This is a genomic window from Leptolyngbya sp. PL-A3, from assembly GCF_039962325.1.
Taxonomy (GTDB): Bacteria; Cyanobacteriota; Cyanobacteriia; order Elainellales; family Elainellaceae; genus Vacuolonema.
In genome coordinates this window covers 83,641-109,333 of the sequence record NZ_JAMPLB010000011.1, presented here as the reverse complement: position 1 = coordinate 109,333, position 25,693 = coordinate 83,641, and the positions used below count along the sequence as shown (strand labels likewise).

24 protein-coding genes and 1 tRNA gene are annotated in these 25,693 nt (G+C 52.1%); 12 read left to right on the top strand and 13 right to left on the bottom strand.

Annotation, left to right across the window (positions count from 1 at the left end; all coding sequences use genetic code 11):
* The first annotated feature begins 72 nt into the window (after window positions 1-72).
* Window positions 73-1,743, top strand: coding sequence for a DUF6798 domain-containing protein (locus NDI52_RS11185; RefSeq protein ID WP_190775878.1), 1,671 nt, complete (start codon window positions 73-75; stop codon window positions 1,741-1,743).
* Window positions 1,744-1,878: 135 nt separating this feature from the next.
* Here NDI52_RS11185 and NDI52_RS11180 read toward each other — a convergent pair whose 3' ends face one another.
* Window positions 1,879-3,294 carry an IctB family putative bicarbonate transporter gene (locus NDI52_RS11180; protein WP_190775877.1) on the bottom strand — a complete coding sequence of 472 codons (1,416 nt, stop codon included), beginning with the start codon at window positions 3,292-3,294 and terminating at the stop codon, window positions 1,879-1,881.
* A gap of 29 nt (window positions 3,295-3,323) precedes the next feature.
* Here NDI52_RS11180 and NDI52_RS11175 point away from each other — a divergent pair, with 29 nt between their 5' ends.
* Both NDI52_RS11175 and NDI52_RS11170 read left to right on the top strand, forming a co-directional pair.
* Complete coding sequence (locus tag NDI52_RS11175; RefSeq protein WP_190775876.1) at window positions 3,324-3,497, top strand: hypothetical protein; 174 nt, start codon at window positions 3,324-3,326, stop codon at window positions 3,495-3,497.
* Between the two features lie 236 nt (window positions 3,498-3,733).
* The gene (locus NDI52_RS11170; protein ID WP_190775875.1) at window positions 3,734-5,677 is read left to right on the top strand and encodes a Ycf66 family protein; all 1,944 of its coding nucleotides are present in this window, start codon (window positions 3,734-3,736) and stop codon (window positions 5,675-5,677) included.
* Window positions 5,678-5,725: 48 nt separating this feature from the next.
* Here NDI52_RS11170 and NDI52_RS11165 read toward each other — a convergent pair whose 3' ends face one another.
* Window positions 5,726-6,019, bottom strand: coding sequence for a hypothetical protein (locus tag NDI52_RS11165; protein WP_190775874.1), 294 nt, complete (start codon window positions 6,017-6,019; stop codon window positions 5,726-5,728).
* Between the two features lie 33 nt (window positions 6,020-6,052).
* On the opposite strand from NDI52_RS11165, the gene tkt reads away from it, so the two are divergent.
* On the top strand, window positions 6,053-8,068 hold the full coding sequence (tkt, locus tag NDI52_RS11160; RefSeq protein ID WP_190775873.1) for a transketolase: 2,016 nt from the start codon (window positions 6,053-6,055) through the stop codon (window positions 8,066-8,068).
* Between the two features lie 387 nt (window positions 8,069-8,455).
* Here tkt and NDI52_RS11155 read toward each other — a convergent pair whose 3' ends face one another.
* The 3 genes from NDI52_RS11155 to NDI52_RS11145 form a co-directional block, all read right to left on the bottom strand.
* Window positions 8,456-8,929: a hypothetical protein gene (locus NDI52_RS11155; protein WP_190775872.1), complete on the bottom strand. Its 474-nt coding sequence runs from the start codon at window positions 8,927-8,929 to the stop codon at window positions 8,456-8,458.
* A gap of 42 nt (window positions 8,930-8,971) precedes the next feature.
* Window positions 8,972-9,292, bottom strand: a complete 321-nt coding sequence (locus NDI52_RS11150) for a protealysin inhibitor emfourin (protein WP_190775871.1) — start codon at window positions 9,290-9,292, stop codon at window positions 8,972-8,974.
* A 150-nt stretch (window positions 9,293-9,442) separates the two neighbouring features.
* Complete coding sequence (locus tag NDI52_RS11145; protein ID WP_190775870.1) at window positions 9,443-10,492, bottom strand: M4 family metallopeptidase; 1,050 nt, start codon at window positions 10,490-10,492, stop codon at window positions 9,443-9,445.
* 95 nt (window positions 10,493-10,587) lie between these two features.
* Here NDI52_RS11145 and NDI52_RS11140 point away from each other — a divergent pair, with 95 nt between their 5' ends.
* On the top strand, window positions 10,588-10,776 hold the full coding sequence (locus tag NDI52_RS11140) for a hypothetical protein (RefSeq protein WP_190775869.1): 189 nt from the start codon (window positions 10,588-10,590) through the stop codon (window positions 10,774-10,776).
* Between the two features lie 749 nt (window positions 10,777-11,525).
* Entirely contained in the window at window positions 11,526-13,112 is a 1,587-nt protein-coding gene (locus NDI52_RS11135; protein WP_190772039.1) for a B12-binding domain-containing radical SAM protein, read from the top strand.
* Between the two features lie 216 nt (window positions 13,113-13,328).
* Here NDI52_RS11135 and ppk2 read toward each other — a convergent pair whose 3' ends face one another.
* The 4 genes from ppk2 to NDI52_RS11115 all read right to left on the bottom strand — a co-directional run bounded on the left by ppk2 (window position 13,329) and on the right by NDI52_RS11115 (window position 17,018).
* The gene (ppk2, locus tag NDI52_RS11130) at window positions 13,329-14,231 is read right to left on the bottom strand and encodes a polyphosphate kinase 2 (RefSeq protein WP_199307794.1); all 903 of its coding nucleotides are present in this window, start codon (window positions 14,229-14,231) and stop codon (window positions 13,329-13,331) included.
* Between the two features lie 378 nt (window positions 14,232-14,609).
* Window positions 14,610-14,876: a hypothetical protein gene (locus NDI52_RS11125; RefSeq protein WP_190772040.1), complete on the bottom strand. Its 267-nt coding sequence runs from the start codon at window positions 14,874-14,876 to the stop codon at window positions 14,610-14,612.
* Between the two features lie 52 nt (window positions 14,877-14,928).
* Window positions 14,929-15,399: a TFIIB-type zinc ribbon-containing protein gene (locus NDI52_RS11120; protein WP_190772041.1), complete on the bottom strand. Its 471-nt coding sequence runs from the start codon at window positions 15,397-15,399 to the stop codon at window positions 14,929-14,931.
* 296 nt (window positions 15,400-15,695) lie between these two features.
* On the bottom strand, window positions 15,696-17,018 hold the full coding sequence (locus NDI52_RS11115) for a glycoside hydrolase family 10 protein (protein ID WP_190772042.1): 1,323 nt from the start codon (window positions 17,016-17,018) through the stop codon (window positions 15,696-15,698).
* Window positions 17,019-17,504: 486 nt separating this feature from the next.
* Between NDI52_RS11115 and NDI52_RS11110 the strand changes: the two genes are divergently transcribed.
* Complete coding sequence (locus tag NDI52_RS11110; protein WP_190772043.1) at window positions 17,505-17,774, top strand: YciI family protein; 270 nt, start codon at window positions 17,505-17,507, stop codon at window positions 17,772-17,774.
* A gap of 60 nt (window positions 17,775-17,834) precedes the next feature.
* Here NDI52_RS11110 and dapF read toward each other — a convergent pair whose 3' ends face one another.
* Window positions 17,835-18,683: a diaminopimelate epimerase gene (gene dapF, locus NDI52_RS11105; RefSeq protein ID WP_190772057.1), complete on the bottom strand. Its 849-nt coding sequence runs from the start codon at window positions 18,681-18,683 to the stop codon at window positions 17,835-17,837.
* A 244-nt stretch (window positions 18,684-18,927) separates the two neighbouring features.
* Between dapF and NDI52_RS11100 the strand changes: the two genes are divergently transcribed.
* Window positions 18,928-19,146, top strand: coding sequence for an RNA-binding protein hfq (locus NDI52_RS11100; RefSeq protein ID WP_190772044.1), 219 nt, complete (start codon window positions 18,928-18,930; stop codon window positions 19,144-19,146).
* Window positions 19,147-19,217: 71 nt separating this feature from the next.
* Here NDI52_RS11100 and NDI52_RS11095 read toward each other — a convergent pair whose 3' ends face one another.
* Window positions 19,218-19,859: a DNA-3-methyladenine glycosylase gene (locus NDI52_RS11095; RefSeq protein WP_242035761.1), complete on the bottom strand. Its 642-nt coding sequence runs from the start codon at window positions 19,857-19,859 to the stop codon at window positions 19,218-19,220.
* Window positions 19,860-20,088: 229 nt separating this feature from the next.
* Between NDI52_RS11095 and NDI52_RS11090 the strand changes: the two genes are divergently transcribed.
* Together NDI52_RS11090 and NDI52_RS11085 are read left to right on the top strand one after the other, a co-directional pair.
* Entirely contained in the window at window positions 20,089-20,211 is a 123-nt protein-coding gene (locus tag NDI52_RS11090) for a hypothetical protein (protein ID WP_277874385.1), read from the top strand.
* 158 nt (window positions 20,212-20,369) lie between these two features.
* On the top strand, window positions 20,370-21,989 hold the full coding sequence (locus NDI52_RS11085) for an MBL fold metallo-hydrolase (protein WP_190772059.1): 1,620 nt from the start codon (window positions 20,370-20,372) through the stop codon (window positions 21,987-21,989).
* A 59-nt stretch (window positions 21,990-22,048) separates the two neighbouring features.
* On the opposite strand, the gene murA is transcribed toward NDI52_RS11085, so the two are convergent.
* A complete protein-coding gene (gene murA, locus NDI52_RS11080) occupies window positions 22,049-23,413 on the bottom strand; it encodes a UDP-N-acetylglucosamine 1-carboxyvinyltransferase (RefSeq protein WP_190772045.1) in 1,365 nt (454 codons plus the stop codon).
* A gap of 246 nt (window positions 23,414-23,659) precedes the next feature.
* Here murA and NDI52_RS11075 point away from each other — a divergent pair.
* Window positions 23,660-23,743, top strand: a tRNA-Leu gene (locus NDI52_RS11075).
* Window positions 23,744-24,077: 334 nt separating this feature from the next.
* Window positions 24,078-24,866 carry an RNA methyltransferase gene (locus tag NDI52_RS11070; RefSeq protein WP_190772046.1) on the top strand — a complete coding sequence of 263 codons (789 nt, stop codon included), beginning with the start codon at window positions 24,078-24,080 and terminating at the stop codon, window positions 24,864-24,866.
* A 359-nt stretch (window positions 24,867-25,225) separates the two neighbouring features.
* Here NDI52_RS11070 and NDI52_RS11065 read toward each other — a convergent pair whose 3' ends face one another.
* Window positions 25,226-25,450 (bottom strand): hypothetical protein, encoded by a 225-nt coding sequence (locus NDI52_RS11065; protein ID WP_190772047.1) that lies wholly within the window; start codon window positions 25,448-25,450, stop codon window positions 25,226-25,228.
* Between the last annotated feature and the right edge of the window lie 243 nt (window positions 25,451-25,693).

Sequence of the window (25,693 nt, the reverse complement as noted above, 5' to 3'; positions counted from 1 at the left end):
TAGAACCCTACCATCGTATTTTGTTAGGGGGGGTGAATCTCACCATGCAACAGGGCACGATTAGATTTTTCTATGAAGCAACTCTCCCACTTAAAACTTAACCGCCTCTGGGTGCAGTGGCTGGCCGTGATGCTATTCATCACGTTTGGGTTGTTGTTACAGGAAAACATGGGGCTCAATAATGAGATCGATGTCCTGCCGCTAGCTCGGCAACTGGCTCAACCTGATTGGATTCCCGGCGACTGGTATCTGAATCAGCCTGCTGGGTATCGATTTCTTTTTTCAGAGGTAGTGGGCCGGATGGCGGCGGCCTGGGGATTTTTAGCGACTTCTATTATCGGCCGTCTGGTGTGCTATGCCCTGGTGTCTTTAGGGTTGGTGGGCATTGGGCGGCGGTTGAATTTGAGCTTGCCCTTTTTGTTACTGGCGATCGCCCTCTTCCTTTACAACTCCTCTGACCAGGGGGTCGCGGCAGAAGAGTGGATTGTTGGGTCCCTGGAGGCGAAGGCGGTGGCGTATGGATTCGTGTTGTTGGCGATCGCCTCCCTTCTGAGTGGTTGTTATTGGCAGGTTGCGCTATTGCTGGGGCTGGCAACGTCCTTCCATGTGCTGGTGGGTGGATGGGCCATGGTGACAACCGTGTTATGGGGTCTAGGTTGGCGTTCCAGGCTACGATTGCACCCGGCTCTGGTTAGTTCTATTGGCGGCGCTTCTGATTTTAAGAGGATGGGCGATCGCTGGCTCAACCTATTGCTGTGGGGTGGGTTGTACGTTGCTGGAGCTGCCCTGGCCATTCCGGCAATTCTGAAACAGGTGTTCAGTTCTCCCAGCCTGGGAGACATTTCCCCATCATTTGTCTATGTGTTTTTGCGATTGTCCCACCACTTAAATCCTTACGCGTGGCCGCTCTGGTGTTGGACCCGGTTGGCCGCATTTGTGGCAGTGTTCGCCGTTCTGGTAGTGCTGTTGAGGCGGCACCGTTCCCTCTTTCCCGCAAAGCAGTATGCGGTTTGTTGGGATTGGGTAGCTCTGGTGCTGTGTAGCCTGGTGCCCTATGGGTTGGGCCTGGTGCTGGCTCTCCTCGATGCGGAGGGGCGATGGTTGCAATACTATCCTTTTCGTCTGGGAGACGTGATGCTGCCGTTGGGTGCCTGCTTTCTGTTAGCGTGCTTGCTGGAGCAGGCGCTATGTCACCATCCCCGATTGTGGGAACGAGTGAGCACAGGGTTACTGGTTATTTTTGCGGTTGGGCAAACAGTCATCTTTAGCTCGCAACTGGGGGCGATCGCCCACTTTCCCAGCGAACCCCAGGTTGTCAATCCGGCCTGGTCTGAACTGTGCGCTTGGGTGCGGCAAAACACGCCTCAAAACGCACAATTCATTATCATGCCGTTGGATCGCGATAGCTTCACCTGGCTGGCCGAGCGACCCATTGTGGCAGGCTACAAGTTCATGCCTCAGACCCCCAACGAAATTGTGGAGTGGTACCACCGGCTAGATGATTTAACCGCAGGCACCTTCACCCGGTTGTCCCAGAATATTGAATGGCTCCGGGGAACCCCAAACGTCGGGCGTGAGATTCGACAACAATTGCGGCAGAGATTTGCCAGCCTGGATACAGAGGAGGCGATCGCCCTGATGGAGAAATACGACGCGCCCTATTTCCTGACGCGCTCCTGGCATCGATTGGATTTGGCGATCGCCCACGAAGTCTTTCCCTATATTCTGTATCGTGCTCCTTAATCTAAGCGGCGGAAATCAACCTATGTTTGAGGATGGGAGTGCTTTACGCCCCACCATAGATATACTTAGCTAGAAGGTGGGGGGTGCGAAGCACCCCCCACCTTCACTAGAAAAACTGAAGTTGCGTAGTACTCGTCAAAGTTCGCTTGGCGTACTCGCTTCTGTCGGCTTTCTGTTGGTAATGGGCAGGTAATAACTGGCCACAAGAGCCAGCATCAGCCACCAAAGGCTACTGATCTGGGGCCGATACCAAACAGTATCAACAAGACCGTGGCTGAGGACTCCAATCATCGTCGCGATCGCCCCCATCAACCAGAAACCATTGCGATCGCCGGCTGCCCGCAAGGTTTGAATGCGCTCCCAACCCATCGTGAAGGTGACGGTGAGCAACCACAGGAAGCAGGTAAAGCCGATGATGCCCGTTTCCACCAGGATTTCCAGGTAGATGGAATAGGCACTTAGAGCGGTGTAACCCGTCTGCTGATAGCTAGGATAAACCTTGTTAAAGGCCGTATTACCGGGGCCAATGCCCAGGATGGGGCGATCGCGAATCATGCGGCGGACAGCGGCCCACACGTTGATGCGGTAGTTGTTACTGCTGTCTTCTCGTCCGGCAAACATACTAAGAACGCGATCGCGTAAGGGATCAACGGCAATCACGGCCGCCACAACGACAGCAGCAGTCACTCCAAGCACAATCGGTAACGCCCACTTCCGCCAGAACCTGGGCAGATAAACGCTAAACCAATGCACCAGCAGCAATAGAAGGGCAAAGCCCGACAGGACAAAGCCAATCCAACCCCCCCGGCTAAAGGTCAGCACTAGGCAAGCCGAATTCAAGACCCACAACCCAACGGCGAGCGCCTTGGGTACCCAGCGCTGCCATGCAAACACCGCCGCTGCACTCATAATGCAAGCCGGAATGAGATAACTCGCTAACAGGTTTGGGTTGCCTAAAAAGCTATAAACCCGAGTCGTTCCCGCCAGAGTGGATTCAGTATCAACCCAGGTGGCGAGAGCATTGGCTCCAAAGAACCATTGCCGCATTCCAACAACGCTGACAATGGAAACCGTCATCAGGTAAAGGGTGATCAGGGTAGACCGGAGACGGGGCGATCGCAACACCCGTGCTAACAACAGAAACAGCAGCACATTCAGGGTCAGCTTCATCAACCCCACCGCCGCCGCCCCGGCCTTAACAGGAGACGCCGCCGTTGCAATCAGCGAAATGAACCAGTACAGCAACACCAGCATGTGAATGGGCGTTACCCCGGCTCCATCCTCATCTGACAGGGTCAGGATGGCCCAATACAGACCACAGGCCAGCATCATGACGCCAATCAGCGCCGTCGAGACGAACGGGGCCAGACAGAACAGAATCGCCGCCAGTCCCATGCCCAGGGTATCGCCCCACTGCATCAGCCAACTTCCCTGCCGCCAGGAAGCCAAGCTTCCCACCAAACGGTGCAGATAACTGTACTTCACCCAGTCCTGGGGAGCCCCATTCGCAAAGGTGAGTTGTTGCCAAACGGCATTAAAGGCCGAAGTCATAGGGAAAATTTCCTGGACTTTATCTTGAGATGAAAATTTTAGCCCAGTGGAACCAGGCTGGTTGGAATAGTATCACTACTCCGTCCCTCATATATGGGATCCGCTTGAATACAGCAATTCTCATGGTGAGCTTCAAAGCCGAACAATCACCTCAAGCGATCGTTCGGGCTGGATTCCGCCATGAGAAGTACTGGCTGGACTAAGCGGATTTGACATTCAATAAATGATTTCGTACCCAATGGATAACGACATTCAGTCAATTTGGGTGCATCCCACTTTTGTAGGTGAAGCGGGTGCATCCCACTTCACCTACAAAAGTGGGATGCACCCGGCAATTTTACGTGAGTGCTGGAATTCCCTAGCTGAAACGTGAAAATCTCACGCACAATGGTGATCACGCACAATGGTTATGGAATCCTGACGGCAGGACGCACGCACAATGGCTCATCTTCTGGCGATTTTAGTTGGCTTGAGCGGCTTCATTCTCTACATGGCAGCCTTCTTCTTCCCAGAAGTGCATCGCAAGAACGACTTCATCTGGAGTGGCGTCATTTTCTTCTATGCACTGGCACTGTGGGTTTACTCTGGCCGGATTACAGGTGGCGTCTTATTAGGCCAAGTAGCCAGCGTCGTGGTATTGGGCTGGTTGGGCTGGCAAACCCTTGCTATGCGGCGGCAACTTACCCCCTACGACCAACAGACTTGGGTATCCAGTTCTGGTAAATCCATCGGTGATGTGTTGTTTCTGAATGCCACTCAACTTGGGAGCCAATTTAAACAGCGCTGGGAGCAGTTGCCCTTACCTGCACCTCTAAAAGGCTTACCCGACCAGGTAGGCCGTACAGTGGGCAACTTACAAGCAAAACCCCAGCCCAAAATGGCTCCTCAAGCACCCGTGAAAACAGCCGAGGGGGCGGAAGCTGAACCGCGTAAGGTTCGTAAAAAGCCGAAAACAACTCAAGAAACTCCTGCTTCCCAATCTGCCACCTCTCCTGACGCAGCTCTCAGTAAAACAGAGGCTCCGCAAACGGAAGTTGCCCCTGAAACGAAAGTGGCGATCGCCTCAACCCCACCACTCAACGAACCGACCGCAACGCCCGAGTCGAACAATGAGAATGCTTCAAGTACTAAATCAGCTTCAGCAATAGAAGCATCAGATCTGGAGAGGGCGATCGCCTCGCCTCAACCCACATCTGAGTCGGCTCAAAATCCAGAGCCACCGGTAGAAACGGCTCAGGCTTATACAAGTGCGGCCCCAGTTTCAGAACCTCCTGCTGAACGTCTGGCCCCCGCGCCCGAAAGGGATTTCACGCCAGAGTCTGTTTCTGTTGTGGATACTCCGTCCTCGGAACTGACACCCGCACCCAGCGACGCCTCCACTCCCCAAACAGGTTCTGAGCCCGAAACAGCAGCGGATATTCCCTTTACCCCTCCCCCTGGCACGGAGCCCACCGCTGTCGCTCATGTCGTAGAGGTGACTCCGGCTCCTCCCAAAGAGTCTTTCGACGCGACGACGCCCATGGAGATTGCTCCTCCGTCACCCAGCCCGACCGTTGCAGACGAGCCATCTTACATTGTCAATACAGAGACGATGGTTCCAGCCCTGGAACTCCCAACGGGTCCACAGGATATCAGCGATATTCCACCAGAGAGCCCAATTCCGACCTCAATAGAGCCAGTGGAAACAGCCACAAATCAGGCCGATGAAACCTCTGAACTCGCTGAGACAATATCAGGGACGTCCGATAGCATTGCTTTTCCGACGGAGTCTACATCAGGCGATCTATCGGGTATAGAGCAGGAATCCGAAGCGCTGATGGCTCCACCCGCGACGTCTCCTACCGATGAGCCAGAGACCGAATGGGAGGCGATGACCCAGGATCTCTGGGGCGGAGCTGTGCCTGCTGGAGAAACAGCGTCTGTGGAGGACGAACGTGAGGACGATGTTCTGGAGGACAGCCCAACCGATCGCCAATCTGTCGTTGATGATGGTGCACTCCCCTCACCCGTGCCGATCGCCACTGCAAAGGGTCTCGATCTGTCTATGCCAAATGTCTCAGAATCCTTACAGGAGGAGGATTGGGGTGAAGAAGACACAGAAGAATCCGTATCTAACGGCTCAGCAGAAGACTGGGATATGGACTGGAACGAACCGCCCGATCTGCCAACTCCCATCCAACCGCCCCCTGTGCAGCCTATTATTGAGCCTGAGGAGCTGACCTTCGCCGACATGGTCGCCGCTGCCAACCGTACTTTGACACCTGAGGATCGGGTGGTGGTTGATGTTAAGGCGATCGCTATTACCGACGACGACGTTACCCCTCCAGTCGACAATTGGGATGACTGGGATGAGGAGGACAACGATGCCTGGTTCGATCGCTAGGCTCCTTGTTGCCCGTTACTCAATAAAGCTATGAAATGGGGTGTGGAACTACGATTCCACACCCCATTTCATAGCTTTATTGAGCAATGCCCAGTGTTGAGTGAGCTGAATTGTTCTCCTTCCATCCCACCCAAGTATTGGCCCTGAAGCAATGTTAGCTAGCTCTACAGGAGTGATAAATTCTCCCCAAACTTCCTTTTCCAGAAACGTTGCTTCCTGCCATTTGATGGCAGGATAGATTAGGAGCACAGTGGTATACACTACAAGTAAAGGGCAATAGGTATAGTTGCTTACTGTTTCCAAAAGCAGTGTTTGGTGCGATCGCCCAAATTTGCCCGTCATACCCCTGTCCACGCCACTTGAATAGAGGAAGTCATGGCTGTTGCAACCACCCAAACCCTTGAAGCGCTTTGCGTAAATTCGATTCGTTTTCTCGCGATTGATGCCGTCGAAAAAGCCAAATCTGGTCACCCCGGTCTGCCCATGGGTGCAGCGCCGATGGCCTTTGTGCTGTGGGATCAATTTCTGCGGATCAATCCCAAAAATCCGCAGTGGTTCAATCGCGATCGCTTCGTATTGTCTGCGGGTCACGGGTGCATGTTGCAGTATGCCCTGATGTACCTGGCTGGCTTCGACAGCGTGACACTGGATGATGTCAAAAATTTCCGTCAGTGGGGCTCTAAAACCCCCGGTCACCCCGAAAACTTCGAGACCCCTGGTGTAGAAGTTACTACCGGCCCTCTGGGTCAGGGGATTGCCAACGCGGTTGGTTTGGCTATGGCTGAAGCCCACCTGGCGGCCCGCTTCAACAAAGATGATCTGAAGCTGGTTGATCATTACACCTACGTCATCCTGGGTGATGGCTGCAACATGGAAGGGGTTTCCGGTGAAGCCTGCTCCCTGGCGGGTCACCTGGGTCTGGGCAAGCTGATTGCTCTGTATGACGACAACCACATTTCTATCGACGGCAACACCGAAATCTCCTTCACCGAAGATGTCAGCAAGCGTTTCGAAGCTTATGGCTGGCACGTGCTGCACGTCGAAGATGGAAACAACGACCTGGAAGGTATTGCGAAGGCGATCGCAGAAGCCAAAGCGGTTACCGACAAGCCGACCATGATTAAGGTCACCACCACCATCGGCTACGGTTCCCCCAACAAGAACAACACCGCCGGTGTTCACGGTTCACCTTTGGGCGCTGATGAGAACAAGCTGACCCGCGATAACCTGGGTTGGACTTACGATCCCTTTGTGATTCCCGATGACGCTCTCAGCCACATGCGCCAGGCGATTGATCGCGGTGCCAGCCTGGAGGCTGAGTGGAACGAAACCTGGGCTCAGTACAAGACGAAGTACGCTGAAGAGGCGGCTCTGTTCGAGCGCTTCCTGAGTGGCAAACTGCCCGAGGGTTGGGATAAGGCTCTGCCCGTTTATACCCCCGAAGACAAAGCTCTAGCCAGCCGGAAGCACTCCGAGATCTGCTTGAATGCTCTGGCTCCCGTCCTGCCTGAACTGATTGGTGGTTCTGCTGACCTGACCCACTCCAACCTGACGGAGTTGAAGATCAGCGGCAGCTTCCAGAAGGGCGCTTACGAGAATCGCAACCTGCGCTTCGGTGTGCGTGAGCATGGTATGGGCGCTATCTGTAATGGGATTTCCCTGCATAACTCCGGCCTGATTCCCTACGGTGCGACCTTCCTGGTATTCACCGACTACATGCGGGCTTCCATCCGTCTGTCGGCTCTGGCTCAGGTAGGCGTGATCTGGGTGATGACCCACGACTCCATTGCTCTGGGTGAAGATGGCCCCACTCACCAGCCTGTGGAAACCATCGCTTCCCTACGTGCTATTCCCAACCTGACCGTTCTGCGTCCCGCTGATGGCACCGAAACCTCCGGTGCCTACAAGGTGGCGATTGAGAATGCTGTTGCGAAGAAGCCGACCCTGTTGGCATTGACCCGTCAAAACCTGCCCAACCTGGCTGGTTCTTCCATTGAAGGTGTTGCGAAGGGTGCTTACACCGTTGTGGAATGCGACGGTACTCCTGACCTGATTCTGATTGGGACTGGTTCCGAAGTGAGCCTCTGCGTGGATGCGGCTGCTCAGCTGACTGCTGAAGGCAAGAAAGTGCGTGTTGTGTCCATGCCTGCGTGGGATCTGTTTGAAGCGCAAGATGAAGCTTACAAAGAGTCCGTACTGCCTAAGGCTGTGACCAAGCGTCTAGCGGTGGAAGCCGGTATCAGCATGGGTTGGCACAAGTATGTCACCTCTGATGGCGACACTGTGAGCATCGATCGCTTCGGTGCATCGGCTCCTGGCAACGTTTGTATGGAGAAGTTTGGCTTCACCGTCGATAACGTGGTTGCTAAAGCCAAAGCTTTGCTGGGTTAATCGGCTGAGAGCTTGCTTTTGAAGAAAGAGGGGGCGATCGCCCCCTCTTTTGCGTTCTAAGGCTTCTCAAAAATAACTCTTCGAACCAAATTGCGTCAGGCTGGACATCGCCGTAATACTCTCTGGCTGGGTACGATGAGTTGGGGTCAAAACGGTTGAGGGAATGGTTATGCGATCGCGTTTTCCCAAACTTCATAATCGCTATCTATTCAACCTCAGTTCGGGATAAGCTGAAGTGCTCATTTTGACGTGCGCTTTGCGCACGTCAAAATGAGCGTTTTCGAGTGCCGTGCGTCGCGCGGCACTCGAAAACACCCTTAACCCGAACTCAGGTTTTGTGAATGTGGCGAAGTCTGCCACATTCACAAAACTGAGATGCACCCTCTTTTACTGAGGATTGGAGGTAATGGTGAGCGTTACGGTGTAGTCACCTGCTTCAATGGGTTGTTGCGTGTTGGGATAAGGGGCTACTTCACTCAATTGAATGTGATAGCGGCCCACCGTTGTGCTGGATTGCGCATCGGCACCTGCACCTTTGGTTAGCACAACCTCTTCAGCAGGGGCATCGTTGGCGCTGACCCGGAACCGGGCACTCACCTGCCCGGCCCATATGCACTGGACATTGCTAGGGCAGCGGGAGTCGTCGGATACACCAAGGAATTGAATCGTGAGCCCATCAATAACGATCTGTTGTTGAACCCCCAATTGAAAAGGTTGATCCAGACGAGCAGAAATCTGATTTCCTGGAACCCGCTGGCAAGAAAATGCAGCATTGGGCTGGGCTCCCACCAATAGCAGTGCTGCCAGAGAGACGATCAAACCTGTTCTCTGGAACCATAATCCGTATTTTGGATGTTTCATATCAAAGAACCTGGCTCGTATTTGAGCCTGAATTGAGTGGAGCTATGATTGGGACCGCTGCTCCAGAGCCAATTCCTGAAGACGCTCCTGGAGCGATCGCAGTTGTTCTGGCATGGTCATATCGTTGTAGTGGAGCGATCGCCGCTCCTCACCCTGCTGGATTGAAATCTCGTATTGCATCATGTCCGGCAGCCCTCCTGCAGCGGAAATCGCAGGTGCCGCTTGTAACGTAAAAAACTTTGTTTGATTGACCAGACGCTCCAGTTCTTGGGCGAGTTCCTGGGGTAATTTGGTGGTGTCAACAGAGTACGTCAGGCGGAGATTGGCAAAGCCTCCTGAGCTGCTGTAGTGAATCAGCATCATTCCTCCAACAGAAAGAGCAAACCCCTGATATATTGGCGCAGCAATGACTTCATGAACCAGCGTCAGATCCGGTCTGGATGTGCAAAATCATATTTCATGGTGATTTGAGGCTGATTTTGCAGGGACATCCCTGCAAAATCAATCCTCTTCTTAAACGATTGGAATGCCCACCGCTCGAAATGCACTGCGCACGACTTGAGGGGAACCGACAGGAACTTTGCCATCCCGGACGAGTACCCGGGCTGCTTCCACTAAAGCACTGGCCGCCATATTGAAATCAGCAGTAGCCGTAAGGCGTAATAGACCGGCATACCAAATTTGCACCGCTTTGTCGGTGCCAATGTCCATGGCTGTTAAATAAAAGGCTTTGTTGGGGATACCGCTGTTAATGTGAACCCCGCCATTATCTTCAGCTCCTGTATAGTAGTCCTTCATATGGGCGGGCTGAGGATCTTTGCCCATGAGGGCGTTGTCATAGGCGGTGCCAGGGTCTTTCATGGAACGCAGTGCTTCGCCATACAACTCTGGCCCCATAATTTCGTCTCCAATCAGCCAGTCCGCTGTATCGGCTGTTTCACCCTTAGCGTATTGAGTGATGGCACTGCCAAATACATCCGAGAAACTTTCGTTGAGGGCTCCCGATTGGTTCTTGTATTCCAAATTGGCTGTGTACTGAGTCACGCCATGGGCTAATTCGTGGGCAATGACATCCAGGGATTGAGCAAAATTGGTAAAGATTTTGCCATCACCGTCGCCAAAGGTCATTTCATCCCCATCCCAAAAAGCATTCATATACTTTTTGCCGAAATGGACGTTGAGGACGAGATTTAGGCCCAAGTTGTCGATGGAATTTCGGCCTAAAACTGTTTTGAAGAATTCGCGAACAATACCAACACTGTCATAAACCTGGTTGGCAACGGGATCTGTGATGGCAGCAGCCCCTTCTTCGCGAATGAGTTTAACCCGTTGTACCCACTTACTTTGACAGTCATACACTTGCCGTAGGCTTTGACCGGTCTGAGCCATAGCCAATAAGGTTACACTAATGTCCTTCTGGGTGCGGCGGGCGCGTTGCCGTTGGCTTTCCAGAGAACTTGTCCGTGCTGCTTCAACTCCCGATTTGGACAGGTTGCTGGTGACAATGGGAGGAATGAACTGACACGTACATTTACCAAAGCAGGTATGTTGACGTAAAACCATCGAAATCCTTCTCCTTTTGGGGCGTAATGGGAGTCGTGAAATGGGTGGAAACCGTTGCAGTTAGGGGCTTATGACGGGGCGATCGCCTTAAGTAAGTGAGCAAAGCCTCCGATCCACTACAGGGAAACGGTCAGCTATTCCAGGCTGATTCAATCGATTACAGGACGGGGTTGGCGATCGCCCTCCTACCTGGCGATGCCCAAACCATAGCAAATCCTGCTAAGCTTCCGTGGGTTGTTGAAGTTTTTGAAACCATCAACTTTCAGACGTTTCCTGAACATTAGTTCGGACAGTTTTTCTGAAACCTTTGATTTTGCGTGCGCGAAGCGCACGCAAAATCAAAGGTTTCAGAAAAACTGTCCAGAGTATTGCTGAACGATATTTGAAATAATGTTGCAGCATAAGAAATAACATCTCAGGGAATGGCTGAAAGTGCCATTTCTACATCGTTGAAGCCGACTTAGAAAACGGCAAGTGAAAAAATTTTGAAGAGATTTATACTCCGTTTTTAAACGGTGCGAAACATCAACCGATTTAAGCAGGTTCTAACTACCCTTTGAAAGATGGAATGTACTCATCTTTTAATAGGTATTCCATAAATCATATAGAAACGCTATGGCGAACTGAAATACTCAATAGTCTTAACGTTATTTATATAAAGGTACGGGTTTGAAAAAAGGATCACATGATGAGGGCTCTCACTCCCCCTAGCAGGAAGAGTTACACGTTAATCTTGCTTAAAGAAAGTATACTTTTTCTGAAATGTATGCAATCTGCGTGTTTGCTGGAGCTGTTTTGCTACACAGATTTTGGGCGCTATATCTGTCAAAAACTTATGTTCTTAAAGCAATGCTGCATAAAATAGAATTGGGATTGCCTTGTAGAGTTCGGTATATCTAATAACAATGCTTTAATTCGTTTGTTCAAACGCACAAAATAGGTTTTCTAAATCTACCCCTTTGGGGTAATGGAGGCCGTGATTGCCTGTGGGAGGATCAATCAGATTTAATTTAAGCTGATTAGAGGAAAGATTATGAAAGCATTATTGCTCTATCCTCAATTTCCAAAAACATTTTGGTCTTACGATCGCTTCATGGAGCTGGCTGGGCTGAAGGCAACCATTCCACCCTTAGGTATTCTGACTGTCGCTGCATTGCTTCCAAAAGAATGGGAAATTCGGTTTTATGACCGCAATGTTAGCCCCGAAACTGATGCAGATTGGGAATGGTGTGATATTGTCATTCTCTCGGCAATGCTAGCCCAAAAAGAAGATTTTCATGAGTTGATTCGGAAGGGCGATCGCTTTGGCAAAAAGGTTGCTGTGGGTGGTCCTTACCCGACCTCTGTCCCTGAACCTGCTCTACAGAACGGAGCAGATTATTTGATTTTGGATGAGGGGGAGATTACGATTCCAATGTTTTTGGAGGCGATCGCCCAGGGGCAGGAACAGGGAACTTTCCGTACGAGTGAAAAACCTGACGTTACCACCAGTCCTATTCCACGCTTTGAGTTACTTCAGCGTGACCAGTACTTGATGATGGCTATTCAGTTTTCGCGGGGGTGCCCGTTCAACTGCGAGTTTTGCGACATTATCAGCCTTTATGGGCGTAAGTCTCGCACCAAAGAACCTGGCCAGACCCTGGCAGAACTGCAATCCCTCTACGATTTGGGTTGGCGAGGTTCAATCTTTATCGTGGATGACAACTTCATCGGTAATCAGCGCAATGTCAAACGGTTGCTGCGAGAGTTAATTCCCTGGATGGAAGCCCGCAATTACCCATTTACCTTCCTCACCGAGGCGTCGGTAAACCTGGCGGAGGATACAGAACTTCTGGATCTAATGGCTCAGGCAGGGTTCTACGGGGTGTTCTTGGGAATTGAAACGCCGGATCAGGATAGTCTGCAAGTCACCCGCAAGCAGCAGAACACTCGCAATCCTTTAATTGAAGCGTGCCGCACCATTAACGAGGCGGGCTTGCTCATTTATGCCGGATTTATTCTTGGGTTTGATGGCGAGCGGGCAGGGGCGGGCGATCGCATTCGTGCCTTTGTTGAAGCGACGAGCATCCCTCAACCCATGCTCGGCGTTCTCCAGGCGTTGCCAAACACTGCGTTGTGGCAGCGGCTAGAGAAGGAAGAGCGACTGTTGCAAAGTCAAGGCATTACAGAGGTTGGGGACCAAAACTGCTTGATGAACTTTGTACCTACTCGTCCCCTTGTAGAAATTGCCCAAGAATATGCCCACACCCTGTGGTACCTCTATGAACCTAAAAATTACCTGCGGCGTTGCTTCGAGCAATGTCTCAACATTACTGCCAACCCTCGGTTGCACCAGAATGTGCACTTCCCCCTGGGTAAAAGCCTGAATCTAACGGCCCGGCTCTTTTGGATTCGAGGCATCTATCAAGAAGGTGCCCGACGGCAGTTCTGGCAACAGTTTTGGGCGATCGCCACCCAGAAACCCCAATTCCTCAATCTCTACATTGGCCTCTGTGCCGCAGGGGAACACTTCCTGGAGTACCGCACCTTAGCCCGTGAACGCATCACCCAACAAATTGGCTTCGATCCCCTTGGGGAAGCTCCCGCTTCCCAGGAACGGGAACTTGCTGTTGCGGGGTAGGGCGACTGTGAGCCTTTCCTTGAAGGAGCGTATAGAGGCAAAGCCTACACACGCTCCTTGTAATCCCCCCATATAGAACCCCTCAACTTTTGACATCGCAAAGTAGTGATGCCAGCATCTGTTTTGTGTTGCTAAACGGAAGTTACGCCAAAATGAGCGTTTTCGAGTGCCGCGCGTCGCGCGGCACTCGAAAACGCCCTTAACCTGAATTCAGGTTTAGTAAACTTCTGGTACAAAAAACTGTTCGTTTCGCGGAGGTCGCACATACCCTCCACCAGATTTTCGTGGCGGCAGTTCTAGAGGATCTGGTGTCATATCGACATAGGGAACTTTGCTCAGAATATGGTGAATGCAGTTGAGCCGAGCCCGCTTTTTATCATCGGCCTCGACGGTAAACCAGGGAGCTTCAGGGATGTTGGTATGGGCAAACATCACGTCTTTTGCTTTGGAGTATTCGACCCAGCGATCGCGCGACTCTAAATCCATTGGGCTCAGTTTCCAGCGGCGGGCGGGGTCAGTCATGCGAGCCTGGAAGCGGCGCTCCTGTTCTTCATCACTGACGGAGAACCAATATTTCAGTAGGATGATGCCCGATCGCACCAGCATCCGCTCAAACTCAGGGCAGGTTTGTAGAAACTCCCGATGCTCATCGGCAGAGCAAAAGCCCATCACATATTCAACCCCGGCCCGGTTGTACCAACTGCGATCGAAGCAGACAATTTCGCCCGCAGCAGGCAGGTGCGCCACATAGCGTTGGAAGTACCATTGGGTCTTTTCGCGATCGCTCGGCGTTCCCAAAGCCACAATCTGACATCCCCGTGGATTCATTGGCTCAGTAATGCGCTTGATGGTGCCCCCTTTTCCGGCGGCATCCCGCCCTTCAAACACAATGATGATCCGGGCTCCGGTAAACTTTACCCAATACTGCATTTTGACCAGCTCTAGCTGTAGCTTCGCCAGTTCTTTCTCGTAGTATTTATTGGTGAGTTTGGAACTTCCTTCATCCTCGGTTGTTTGTTTCTCTAAATGTAGAGGACTGGCTTCTTCTAAATGTTTTTCTTTGAGTTGTTTCTCTTTAGATTTCTTCTTTTTAGATTTTTTCTTCTTTTGGGAAGCCATTAATGAGCTGCCGTTGGTGGATGTTACGAACTCATCAAGCTTTTTAGGGTTCATAGCGAGATCCGGCTTCTTGTGAGGCATGTCACTTTAATCCACTCTAAAGTAGGATAATGCCTTGAATTTCTATAGTTTTTCTAATGTTTTGGCTTCGAACAAATCTTCAAAGTTTTGCAACTGAAAGCAAAGATACAGCGCTTTGCGCTTGAATAAAATGCAGCTATTTTTGTGAGAGCCTCGCGGAGCGAGGCTCTCACAAAAATAACTTGTACCTCATAGGCTTGAAAAGTGCTGTACAAACGTTACAGCTAATACAAAAACTTTGTTGTGTGTGGTGTGCGCCGCACAACACACAACAAAGATGTGTAAGGCCTAACAGTATTACTCCATCGGAATTCCCATCGTAAAGCGAAGGGTTTTGAGAATTGTGCTAACGCTCAATACAGATAAAATGCTTCCGGCACTAAATGCGCTTAAGATGCTTCCGGCGCTTCCAAAACTTAAAATACTCCCGACGCTGCCAATACTCAGAATGCTACCGACGCTGCCAATACTCAAAATACTTCCGGCACTACCGATGCTGAGGATGCTGCGGTAGCTTACCAAACTTAAGAAACCCTGTTCTGGAATCAACCAACCTGTACCCATCCCATCCTCCTCATTTACCTAAGGACCATTACAGGTTACCAAATCCAGATCCTTAGGAAGGAAGCTTAGTGCGGAGTTTAGCGATCGCCCTCAATACTTCATCACGATGCTTGCGCGACTGCATCCACTTGGGTAAGCGTGATGCGAGGCTCTGATTGAACCAGCCATAGCGATCGTCCGGTTGCCGCTCCCGTAATGTTGCCCGAACAAAGTTTTCCAGGAAATCCAGATGCTCTTGATTGTTGGCCCATAAAATCTGATTACAGCAGGGCGTTTGCAGCCACAACGGATACCGAAAAAAGGCATCCGTCGGCTCACTGGCTTTAAACTGAACCATCGTGTCCGTCCAATCCTGGGCAGTACCGCAGGCTGAACACGTTAGGCGACGAGGCGCAAACCAACCACTCGTATCGTTGGGGGTAACCAGTCGGATCATTGCACAGCCCTGGCAATTAGGACAACGCACTAAAACCTCATCCTGAAAAGCATCGAGAGATTTTCCCGTATCCAAAAATCGAGTCATACTCCCTCCAGGCACCGACAATAGGCTGGACCATTCTTCTTAAAAACCCTTGATTTTGCGTGTCGTGTACACAAAATCAAGGGTCTCAGAAAAACTATTCGAACCAAAGCTACTCAGATCCCTAAATTCTCCAGGAATCTGGATATCTAAGCTCATCGGCTGCAAAATTAGGTGCTCACCTTCCCACACGCCATAAATGATGACCGATTACGAGACTTCCTGTGTCAATTGTTGCGTAGCTTTGCCGCGCAACAATTGACACCCTCAAAAACCGATTCATGCAGGAGGTTTACCGATTACCAATCCAACGTCGGCTCTGGCATCGGTGCAGGAGCCGCCGCCAGCCGTGTTCGTACCGCCGGAGCCCGGAACATCACCTGGAAGCTAGACTGCCGTTCTGCTGGAGGCTCTGGGGCTTCGTCCCAAAGGCTTTCGTAGAAGAAGAAAGCGACACCTAATCCGCGCGATCGCGCGGCCTGAATCTTCGACTGAATCAACCGCATGGGTACAGGCTGATTCCGTAAGCCCGTGAGAATTCCGGCTGCCGTAGGGATGAGTTGTCGCGCCTCTTGAATTTCTGGGCGGCTAATTTGGTCCGTAAAGCTGCCAATATCTGGGCGATACACCTGCACCAGCAACTCATCAACAATACCCTGACGCACCCAGGTCAGCCAATCCTGTAAGTAGCTGTTATAGGCTGTGTCGTAGGGGTTGGGTGACACTGAGAAAATAATGTTGGGTTTGCGGGCTTTCACGGCATCATGCAGCCGCGTCATAAAAGCTGTGAGCTTGTCGGCACGCCAGCGCATCCAGGCGGCATCGCGGGCATTGGCTGGGGGCGGTTGTCCGGTTTCTTGCTCGTAGAGGCCCATGGTATAGGAGTCATAGCCAAATTCCACAGGCAGGCTGGTGTGGTCGTCAAACTGAATCCCATCGACATTGTAGCGGGTCACGACCTCCAGTACCAGGTCGGTAATGAATTGCTGCACTTCCGGATTGAAGGGATTGAGCCAGTTCACTTCTCCGGCACCGCTGACGGAAGTATTGGTGCCATTCTGCCGCTGGGTGAGCCAGTTGGGATGGTTCATGGTCAGCTCCGAGAGGGGCGGAGCCATAAAGCCAAACTCGAACCAGGGGATGGCCAGTAATCCCTGCCGATGGGCATGGTTGACCAAATCGGCCAACATATCCTGCCCATCAACGCCACGCCATACAAAGGGTTGGATACCTTCTCGCTGGGCGACAGGGCTGGGATACAACACGTAACCTGAATTCCACACGACGGAGTAGACCGTGTTGAAGTTAAGGGCCGAGAGCTGAGCCATGGCTTGCTGCAACTGGAAGGAGTCGCGCAAAATATCCATGTCATTCGTCGTCACCCAAACCCCTCGAATTTCCTGAAAGGAGCGAGTGGGTATAGGTGTAGGGGCTGGCAGAACTGAGTCAGCACCAGGAACTTCTGGAAAATTGGTAATGGGAACTTGCTGGGCGATCGCTCCCCCCAACCCCGTCAGGTACGTAGTCAGCACGGCTAATAGAATTAGAACGCTGTATTTAAGCTTCTTCCAGACAGAACGTCTATGGCCGAACTGCCATCCTGCACAAAATTGCGATCTCATAGGCTCCAACACTGCAAAACCAACGGTGGGAAATCTCGCCTCAATCTTAGGTCACAGACATTTATATCTATCAAAGAATGTGTTGCTCAGCAGGATGTTTCTACTGAATCGCTTGAATATCAAAATTTTGTCCAGGTGTAAATTTCTGTGGATGATTGGGAGGGGAGGCACGGCCGCCCCTCCCAATCATCCACATATTTGCAACACAATCCAGGGGTGATGACTAGTAGGCTGCGGCCTAAGTTCGCAACTTATGTTTTGTGTGGAGTGCGAAGCACCCCACACAAAACATAGGTGATGGATTTCTGCCTCAGCGTATTAGCGGTCTGTCAGTTTTTAAGCATGGGGTAACCCCACACTTAAAAATTAAATTTAAGGAATTTTTGAGGGGTTGTAGACCCCTCAAAAATTCCTGAGCAGAGTACTAGGATTGATGGCCAGGATTGATGGCATAGTGAAGAGTCGAAGTGGTCTGGAGTGATGACAATGCCAAAGTATGTAATGTGGGGCAGCTATTGCGAGGATGTGTTAGAAAAGCGGGCACCGTTTCGGCAAGCTCATCTGGATGGTCTAGCCCAGCAGAAAGAGTCTGGGGTGTTAGTGACCATTGGCCCAACTAAAGATGTGACAAAGGTTTTTGCCATTTATGATGCACCAGATGAAGCGACCGTGCGATCGCTCGTAGAAGGCGATCCCTACTGGAAAAATGGCATCTGGACGGAATACACCGTGATGGAGTGGATTCAAGCTATCTAAGGCAAAAGGCGCGTGGGGTAATGCTCCACGCGCCTTTTGCCCTCAGTGTTTGGAATGCAGCTATGCAACCTGTCCAGCAAATGCGAGGGTTGCTGGCCCTGTCATGTACAGATGCTGATCGGTTTCATTCCACTCAATTTGCAGAGGGCCGCCGGGGAGTTCGACGGTGGCGCGGCGATCGCTCTTCCCATTCAACACAGCCGCTACCAAGGATGCACAGGCCCCTGTGCCACAAGCCAGGGTAATACCAGCGCCCCGCTCCCACACCCGCATCTTCAGGTAATCTGGGCGCACTACTTCGATAAATTCTGTATTGATGCGTTTGGGGAACACAGAGTGATTTTCAAACTGAGGTCCAATCTGCTCCAGAGGAATGGCGGCTACATCATCTACAAACGTGATGCAGTGAGGATTACCCATGCTGACGCAGGTAACCTGCCAGTTCTGCCCGGCGACCTCCAGAGTTTGGTCAATCACCTTGGTACCAGGCTCTCCCAGTGTTGTAGGGATTTCCTCTGCCAGTAATCGAGGTAGACCCATATCCACTGTCACCTGTCCATCGGCCTGCATCCGCAGCACCATCGTTCCTGCCAGAGTATGCACGTTGTAGACCGGGCGCGAAGTTCCTGTCTCCGCGGTTTCTAAATCTGCCAGGAAGCGGGCCAGACAGCGAATACCGTTGCCGCACATCTCTGGCTCTGACCCATCGGAATTGAAAATTCGCATGGTGTAGTCCGTCCCATCCTGGCCGGGAAGGGCAAAAATGACGCCATCGGCACCGATGCCGAAGTGGCGATCGCACCACTTCACCGCTTCCTCCGGCGTAATTAATGGCTCAGGTTGATGGCGGTTATCCAACAAAACAAAATCATTGCCCAGCCCGTGGTACTTTTTGAACTCCATTCCCAGCTACTCCAGAAAGTCACTTTGCTTATTATCTAATGAAGGCAGAGGGCAGAAGGCAGGAGGCAGAAGGGAAATTTAGGCTGAAGATGGGGAGCAGAGACAGAAGCTTGCCAGAGCAACTAATTCCTTGCCTACTCGTAATCTCCTGCCCTCTGCCCTCTACCCTCTCTCCCCCAAAAGATGCCACTCTTTCCAGAAATGGCTATAGTTTGAACGAGTAACATTTCGTTGTTGAGCGATCGCCCCTATGGCTACGGAACTGGAAACTGGCTTACCAAGCATCCGGCAAATTCAAACCTTGATTCGTGATGGGCAGGAAGTTGAGCTGAAGCTGATTACGAATGATCTCATTACAGGAAAAATGCGCTGGCAGGATACTAACTGCATCTGTGTGGTGGATCATTACGACCAACCCACCATTGTTTGGCGCACGGCTATTGTCTATATGAAGCCGAAGATGCTCTAAACACATTTTCATAATTCCATGGTTGCCGGGTTGTGTGAGCTTTGCTCACACAACCCGGCAACCATGCTTTTTTAGCGGCGTGAGACTGCGGGAGAATCGGTAACGTACCAACGCCAGGGGAGATCCGTGCCCTGGGTGAGCCCGATGCGGGTTGTTTGGGTGATGGCGATCGCCCCCGCCTCCTGAGCCTGTTGCCATTGGGGCGATCGATGCTCTAGCCAGAGGGGTTCGCCGGGTTTGAGGGGTTGAGCGGTCAGGCTGAGATTAATGCCAAGGGCGCGGCAGAGCTTGCCCGGTCCGGCTCCTACTCGGCTCAGTTTTTCCTGACGGACAGGAGCCTCTGGGGGGAGGCTATCAAACTGAAGAGCGCGAATGAGTACGGCACTTGGAACGCCATCCTGGTCAGTCACCACATTGAGGCAATGGTATATTCCATAAATTAGATAAACGTAGGAAAAGCCTGGTGGGCCGAACATGACAGCGTTTCGAGTGGTGCGACGACGGTAAGCATGGCAAGCAGGGTCTCCAGGGATATAAGCTTCGGTTTCGACAATCAATCCACGGATGCAACTACCATCCGACCACTGCCGTACGAGGACACACCCCAGCAGGTCTGGAGCAACGTCAGTCGCACAGCGCGACAACCATTCCGTGTCGATGGGAGAGTTTGGATCTAGCGGGGTAGAGATATTTGTCAACATGAATGCAGCCATAGAACGATGTCTGTAGGCAATAACAATCGGTAGATTGTATAAAAGCCCAGCGGCGTCATCCTTTCACAAAACTTACCGGAAGTTGGCGTATTGACGCTCCTGCGGTCTAAAAAAGGGATTGTATAGTAATGACGGAGGGTACAGTATGTTCCCTTCGTGTTACATCAAAGTCTCCTTCAAAATGAGCCGTTTTCCCTCTCGCTTCCGGGCGAGACAACGAGGTTAATACATGGACGTTAAAGTTATTTTGCTCGGTCTGACGCCTATCTTTATTCTGGCCTGCCTGTTCTTCGGCACCCGCAATGGGTTCTACGACACTGACAACTACCATGGCAACGGCTCAGCCCACTAAGCCTTCGGTTTAGCCGTGCGTTTTTCACGGGTCAACCTGCGAAAGACACCATGTTGTAACAGAGCTACAAGTTGTAGGCGATCGCATCACCGAGAACAGTGACTGAACTGGCCTGTTTACCCTACGGGGTCGACTCCCTTCATGAGGGGGTCTGCCTCATGGTTCGGATGGGCAACTATCGCATTTTGCTGGATTGTGGCCTTACCGACCTGACACCGCTCCTGGCATCAGCCAGGGGGATGCCCCCAGTGGATGCGGTGTTCTGTTCCCATGCCCATGCAGATCACGCCCGAGGTCTGCTGGAGTTACATCGGCTTTTTCCAAAACTACCTATCTACGCCAGCGAGGCCACGACTCAACTCCTGCCGCTGAATTGGTTGGATGATTCGGAGGTTGGGGCATCTATGGGGCAGGCATTGCCGTGGCGATCGCCTGTCGAATTCCTGCCCGGCTTTACCGTCGAGCTTTTTCCTGCTGGCCATCTGCCAGGAGCCGCGGCATTGCAACTGACCTATGAGGGGCGTGACCGCTCCTATACCGTTTTCTACTCAGGCGATTTTCTGCTTTCCAATGCACGTCTGGTTAATGGTTTGCCCTTAGAAGAACTACGGGGCTTACGTCCTGATGTGCTGATTGTTGAAGGGACCTATGGCACGGCCCGACACCCGCGTCGCCGTCAGCAGGAAAACCACCTGGCGGAGTTGATTGATCGAGCGATCGCCCACCAGCATTCTGTCCTGCTGCCAACGGCAACTTTAGGCTTGGGCCAAGAGTTGCTCATGTTGCTGCGGAGCCACCACCATTTCACTGGGCGCGACATCGATATTTGGGTCGATCCCATGATTGCTGCCGGGTGTGATGCGTACCTGTCGCTGCTTCCCCACCTGCCCAGCTCTGTCCAAAACTTTGCCCGTCATCAACCCTTATTTTGGGACGAGCGTGTGCGGCCTCACGTACGTCGCCTACTCCCCAATACCAATTTGTCCAAGGCCCTCTCATCGTCGAAACCCTGCATTGTCTTAAGCCATCGTGAGGCTGCTTTAGAACCATACCTGGAAGCGAGTGCCTTTCCCTGGTTGCTCCTGCTATCACATCAGCCCGGAGAGTTCGACCCGACTCAGTCTATCCTCTCCACTGGGACGGCGCGATCGCCTTCCCTTCCAACCGCTCTCCAGAGTGGTCAGCTTACTCTGGAGACCTACCTGCTTAGCGAACACTGCGATGGCCCCAGCACAACCCAGCTCATTCACAATCTGCGGCCTCAGCACGTTGTCTTCTTCCATGGCCCGCCGACGTATCTGGCCGATCTCACCAGTCTAGAAGAACTACAAAACCGTTACCAACTCCATACGCCTTCGGTCGGCACGCTCGTAGACCTGCCGGTTGGTGAAACCTTTATCCAACCGGCCCCGCCAGATAACCACTACCAGGGTGAACTTCTGGAAACGGAAACCGGTGTACAAATCCAGCTTCCCGAAACCCTGATGGCTGATCCGCGTTGGGCCCAGTTCGCTGATACAGGGGTTGTTGAAGCCCGTTGGCAAGGCGAAGAACTAGTCATTCGCACTGTCCTCCAGCGAGAAGTTCTGAACCGCAACCGCGATCGCCTGCTTCCCACAGACACAGAGTGTTGCCAAAATTGCCAATACTGCCGAGGCCAACGCTGTTGGAACCAGGCATCACCGCTCCATGGCTTCCGCGTCAGTCCTGAAGGCTACTGTCCTGCATTTGAGGCGATCGCGCCCTATCCCCCCTTGGATAATTCGCAAACTGGGTAGATCTATGACAAAGCAGTGCGGTACTTTGCACCGCACTACTTCTAGTCTGAATAGCGCAACTAGGCGTTGGAAACCACTTCTTCTACCGGAACATCATCCCGCACCCGTTGGACTCTAGCTCCTAGTCGGCGGAGTTTTTCCTCCAGATTGTCATAGCCCCGGTCAAGATGGTGCAGACCGCGAATGGTGGTCATTCCCTGCGCTGCTAAGCCTGCAATGACGAGGGCTGCGGAAGCTCGCAGGTCACTCGCATCCACAGGTACACCCGTCAGGAAGGGTACACCCCGGATGATGGCATTGCTGCCCTTCACCCGAATGTCAGCTCCCATACGATTGAGTTCTGCCACATGACGCAGACGGTTCTCAAATACGGTCTCGGTGATCACGCTGTTGCCTTCGCTTACCGCGAGGAGTGCCGTAAATTGGGCCTGCATATCGGTCGGAAAACCCGGATAGGGTAGGGTTTCGATATCCGTAGCTCGACGCTCATTTCCGGGCACCAGCCGCAGGCGGTTAGGAGCTTCGGCAACGACTTCGGTACCAATCGCCTGTAGTTTGGCGACAACCGCTGCAATATGGTCGGGTACTACGGGGGTAATGGTAATGGGCGATCGCGTAATCGCACCGGCAACCAAAAACGTCCCGGCTTCAATCCGGTCGGGAATGATGGAGTAATCAACCGAATGTAGGTTAGGGACGCCTGAGATGACGATGGTGTTGGTGCCAGCACCCCGAATTTTTGCCCCCATGGCTCGGCAGAAGTTTGCCAGGTCGACGACTTCAGGTTCCTGGGCAGCATTTTCGAGGATAGTTTCCCCATCAGCCAGGGTAGCCGCCATCATCAGCGTTTCTGTAGCACCTACACTGGGGTAATCCATGTAGATTCGTGCTCCTTTCAGCCGGGCACCAGATCCGGGTATGCAGGCGTAAACCGTGCCCTGATCGATCTGGATTTCGGCACCCATGCTTTGTAAGCCGCGCACATGCAAGTCCACAGGCCGTGCCCCGATTGCACAGCCGCCTGGCAGGGGGACTCGGGCAACCCCGAGCCGCGCCAGCAATGGACCAATCACGAAGAAACTGGCCCGCAGCTGGCTGACCAGCTCATAAGGCGCTTTTGATTGACCAATGTGACGGGCGTCGATATCTAAAGTGTCGCCAGTTCGCTTGACCTTGACTCCAAGAGATTCCAGAATCTCGCCCATCCGGGCTACATCCATCAGATTCGGAACATTGCGAATTCGACAGTCTTGAGGACACAGCACAGCCCCGGCCATCACAACCAGCGCAGAGTTTTTGGCACCACTAATACGAACTTCGCCGGAGAGGGGGTGCTGCCCCCAGATTCGCAGGACATCCGCACCCTCGGCAGATGAAGAATGGTTGAGTGAAGTGTTAGGCCGAATGATAGGTTTGTCCTCCAAAACTCGCGTAAACAGGCTCTAGGGCTAAGTAATCCCGGATGACGCCGTCTGCTATCGCCCACGACGGTTTTGATTCTACCGGAAACCCCTGGGTTGTCCAGGCTTAGTTGTGCCTCTTGCAAGGCCAGGTTAGCGCGACTCAGGCGATTCTGGAAAAAAAACTTTCGACTGCCTGTTGACAGGCAGGGGCTCATGCCGCACAATGGTAAATCGTGATGCAAAGCCAAACGGTGCTGCAAAACACATGCGGAACTGGCGGAATTGGTAGACGCGCTAGATTCAGGTTCTAGTGTCTGCAAAGACTTCCGGGTTCAAGTCCCGGGTTCCGCATAAATCATTGCCTTAAAGAATCCCCGGCTTTAACTTTCGAGTTGATGGTCTAGGGGATTTCTTTTTGGCAGGTTTCTCTCCAGCCTGGGTACTAGTCGGAACTTTGCGACAAGCCGAAGTAGAGAAATCTCTTATCATTTTGGGTAGTTTTGAAAGAAATATCAAATTTCTTAATATTTACTGTTCTAGCTAGCTGAAATTGTTGTAAGGCTTGTGCTTGACCTGAGATATTGCTTCGAGAGCAGAATTATCAACTCGCCTGGTCTGAGCTTTTCTCTAGATAAAGTAATTTTAGTGTTGCTGTCGCGTAGACTTGCGCTTTTGTCAATCGATCATGTTAACCAGCCTGCAAAACCCCTTAGTTAAGCAGATGCGGAAACTGCATCGCAGTAAAGCCCGTCGGGAAACGGGTTTGTTTTTGCTGGAGGGGACACACCTGTTGGAGGAAGCACGGGCGGCAGGGTTTTCTGTAGAGACGGTATGCTGCACCCCAGAGTGGCGCGATCGCCATCCCGACCTCTGGGCCTATCTGGAACACCAGGCTCAGCGCCTTGAACTGGTGAGTGAGGCTGTGCTGGAGGCGATCGCTACGACCGTTAGTCCCGATGGGATTGTTGCCACAGCGCCCCGTCAGGCTCCCCAATCCATTCCACCGGCCCCAACCCTGGGGCTTGCCCTGGAAACTTTGCAAGACCCTGGAAACCTGGGCACCATCATTCGTACGGCTGCGGCGGCTGGTGTTGATAGTCTGTGGCTGACCCAGGACAGCGTCGATCTGGAAAACCCAAAGGTGCTGCGATCCACAGCAGGGCAGTGGTTCCGCCTGCCGATGGCTGTAACGGCGGATTTGCCAGGGCAATTGCGGCAATGTCAAGCGTTGGGGATGCAGGTAATCGCAACGCTACCCACAGCTACCGCAACTTACTGGGACGTGGATCTGACACGACCTTCTCTGTTTCTGCTGGGCAATGAAGGGGCAGGATTGTCAGCAGACGTAGTCGCCCTGGCCGATGTTGGGGTCAAAATACCTCTGGCAGCAGGGGTAGAGTCACTGAATGTGGCGATCGCCGCTGCCCTTCTCGTATATGAAGCACAGCGTCAGCGATCGCTGAAGTCTCACTAGTAGGCTGGGTCAGAAGGGTATAACCTATTTTTTGTGGTGGGGTGCTTCGCACCCCACCACAAAAAATAGGCAACGAACTTAGGCCGTAGCCTACTAGGTTTATCGGGATCTAAGGGCTGACTACCAGCTTTTCATCTCACAACATCCTGGTGGAGCAGGATTTTTGGAGTGATGTTAGGTGTGATAAGTGTCATCTGCCACACTTAACCCCACTCCAAAAATTATGAATCTCTCATCCTAGAAGTAGCGGAAGTGATATTTTTTAGTACGTATGGGTACTAAAAAATAGTCTTACTCCCTGGGCTTCAGGTGCTGGTCGAATGGCCAAGTTTCCCTCAAGTGAAACGCTTAGAAGACTCTCAGCTTTGGCTGTTTTGTTCAATATCAGCGACAGCTTCCTCAAACTCTTTTGCAAGGATTGGGATGTCATTTACCTGAGGAGATGATGTTGGCTGAACAGGCTTGGTCGAAGCTGGACGAGTACTTTCCCCGGGCTCACTACTCAGACGGTTTTCCAGGGCATTTAGCGACTCCATAAAGGCGCGTGCTGCTTCCCGCCGTATCTCTCTTGGGGCTTGCTTCATAACTGCAACTCCTGGGTTTGCCTGAGGGGATAGAACCTAAAACCTAAAAAGGGAAACGTTCTTGAAACAACTGATTCCAGAGAAAAAGAAATCTTCCGATCGCTTCCTATTCCTTATTAAAGGGAACTTATTCTCTAATCAAACAGGGCAAAACCCCGGAGATTTTTTAACAGTTTAATAACTCCTCTTCAAAAGCCCATCTGTAAGAGGTGATAGGCGGCCAAATTGGCCAGATCAATCCCA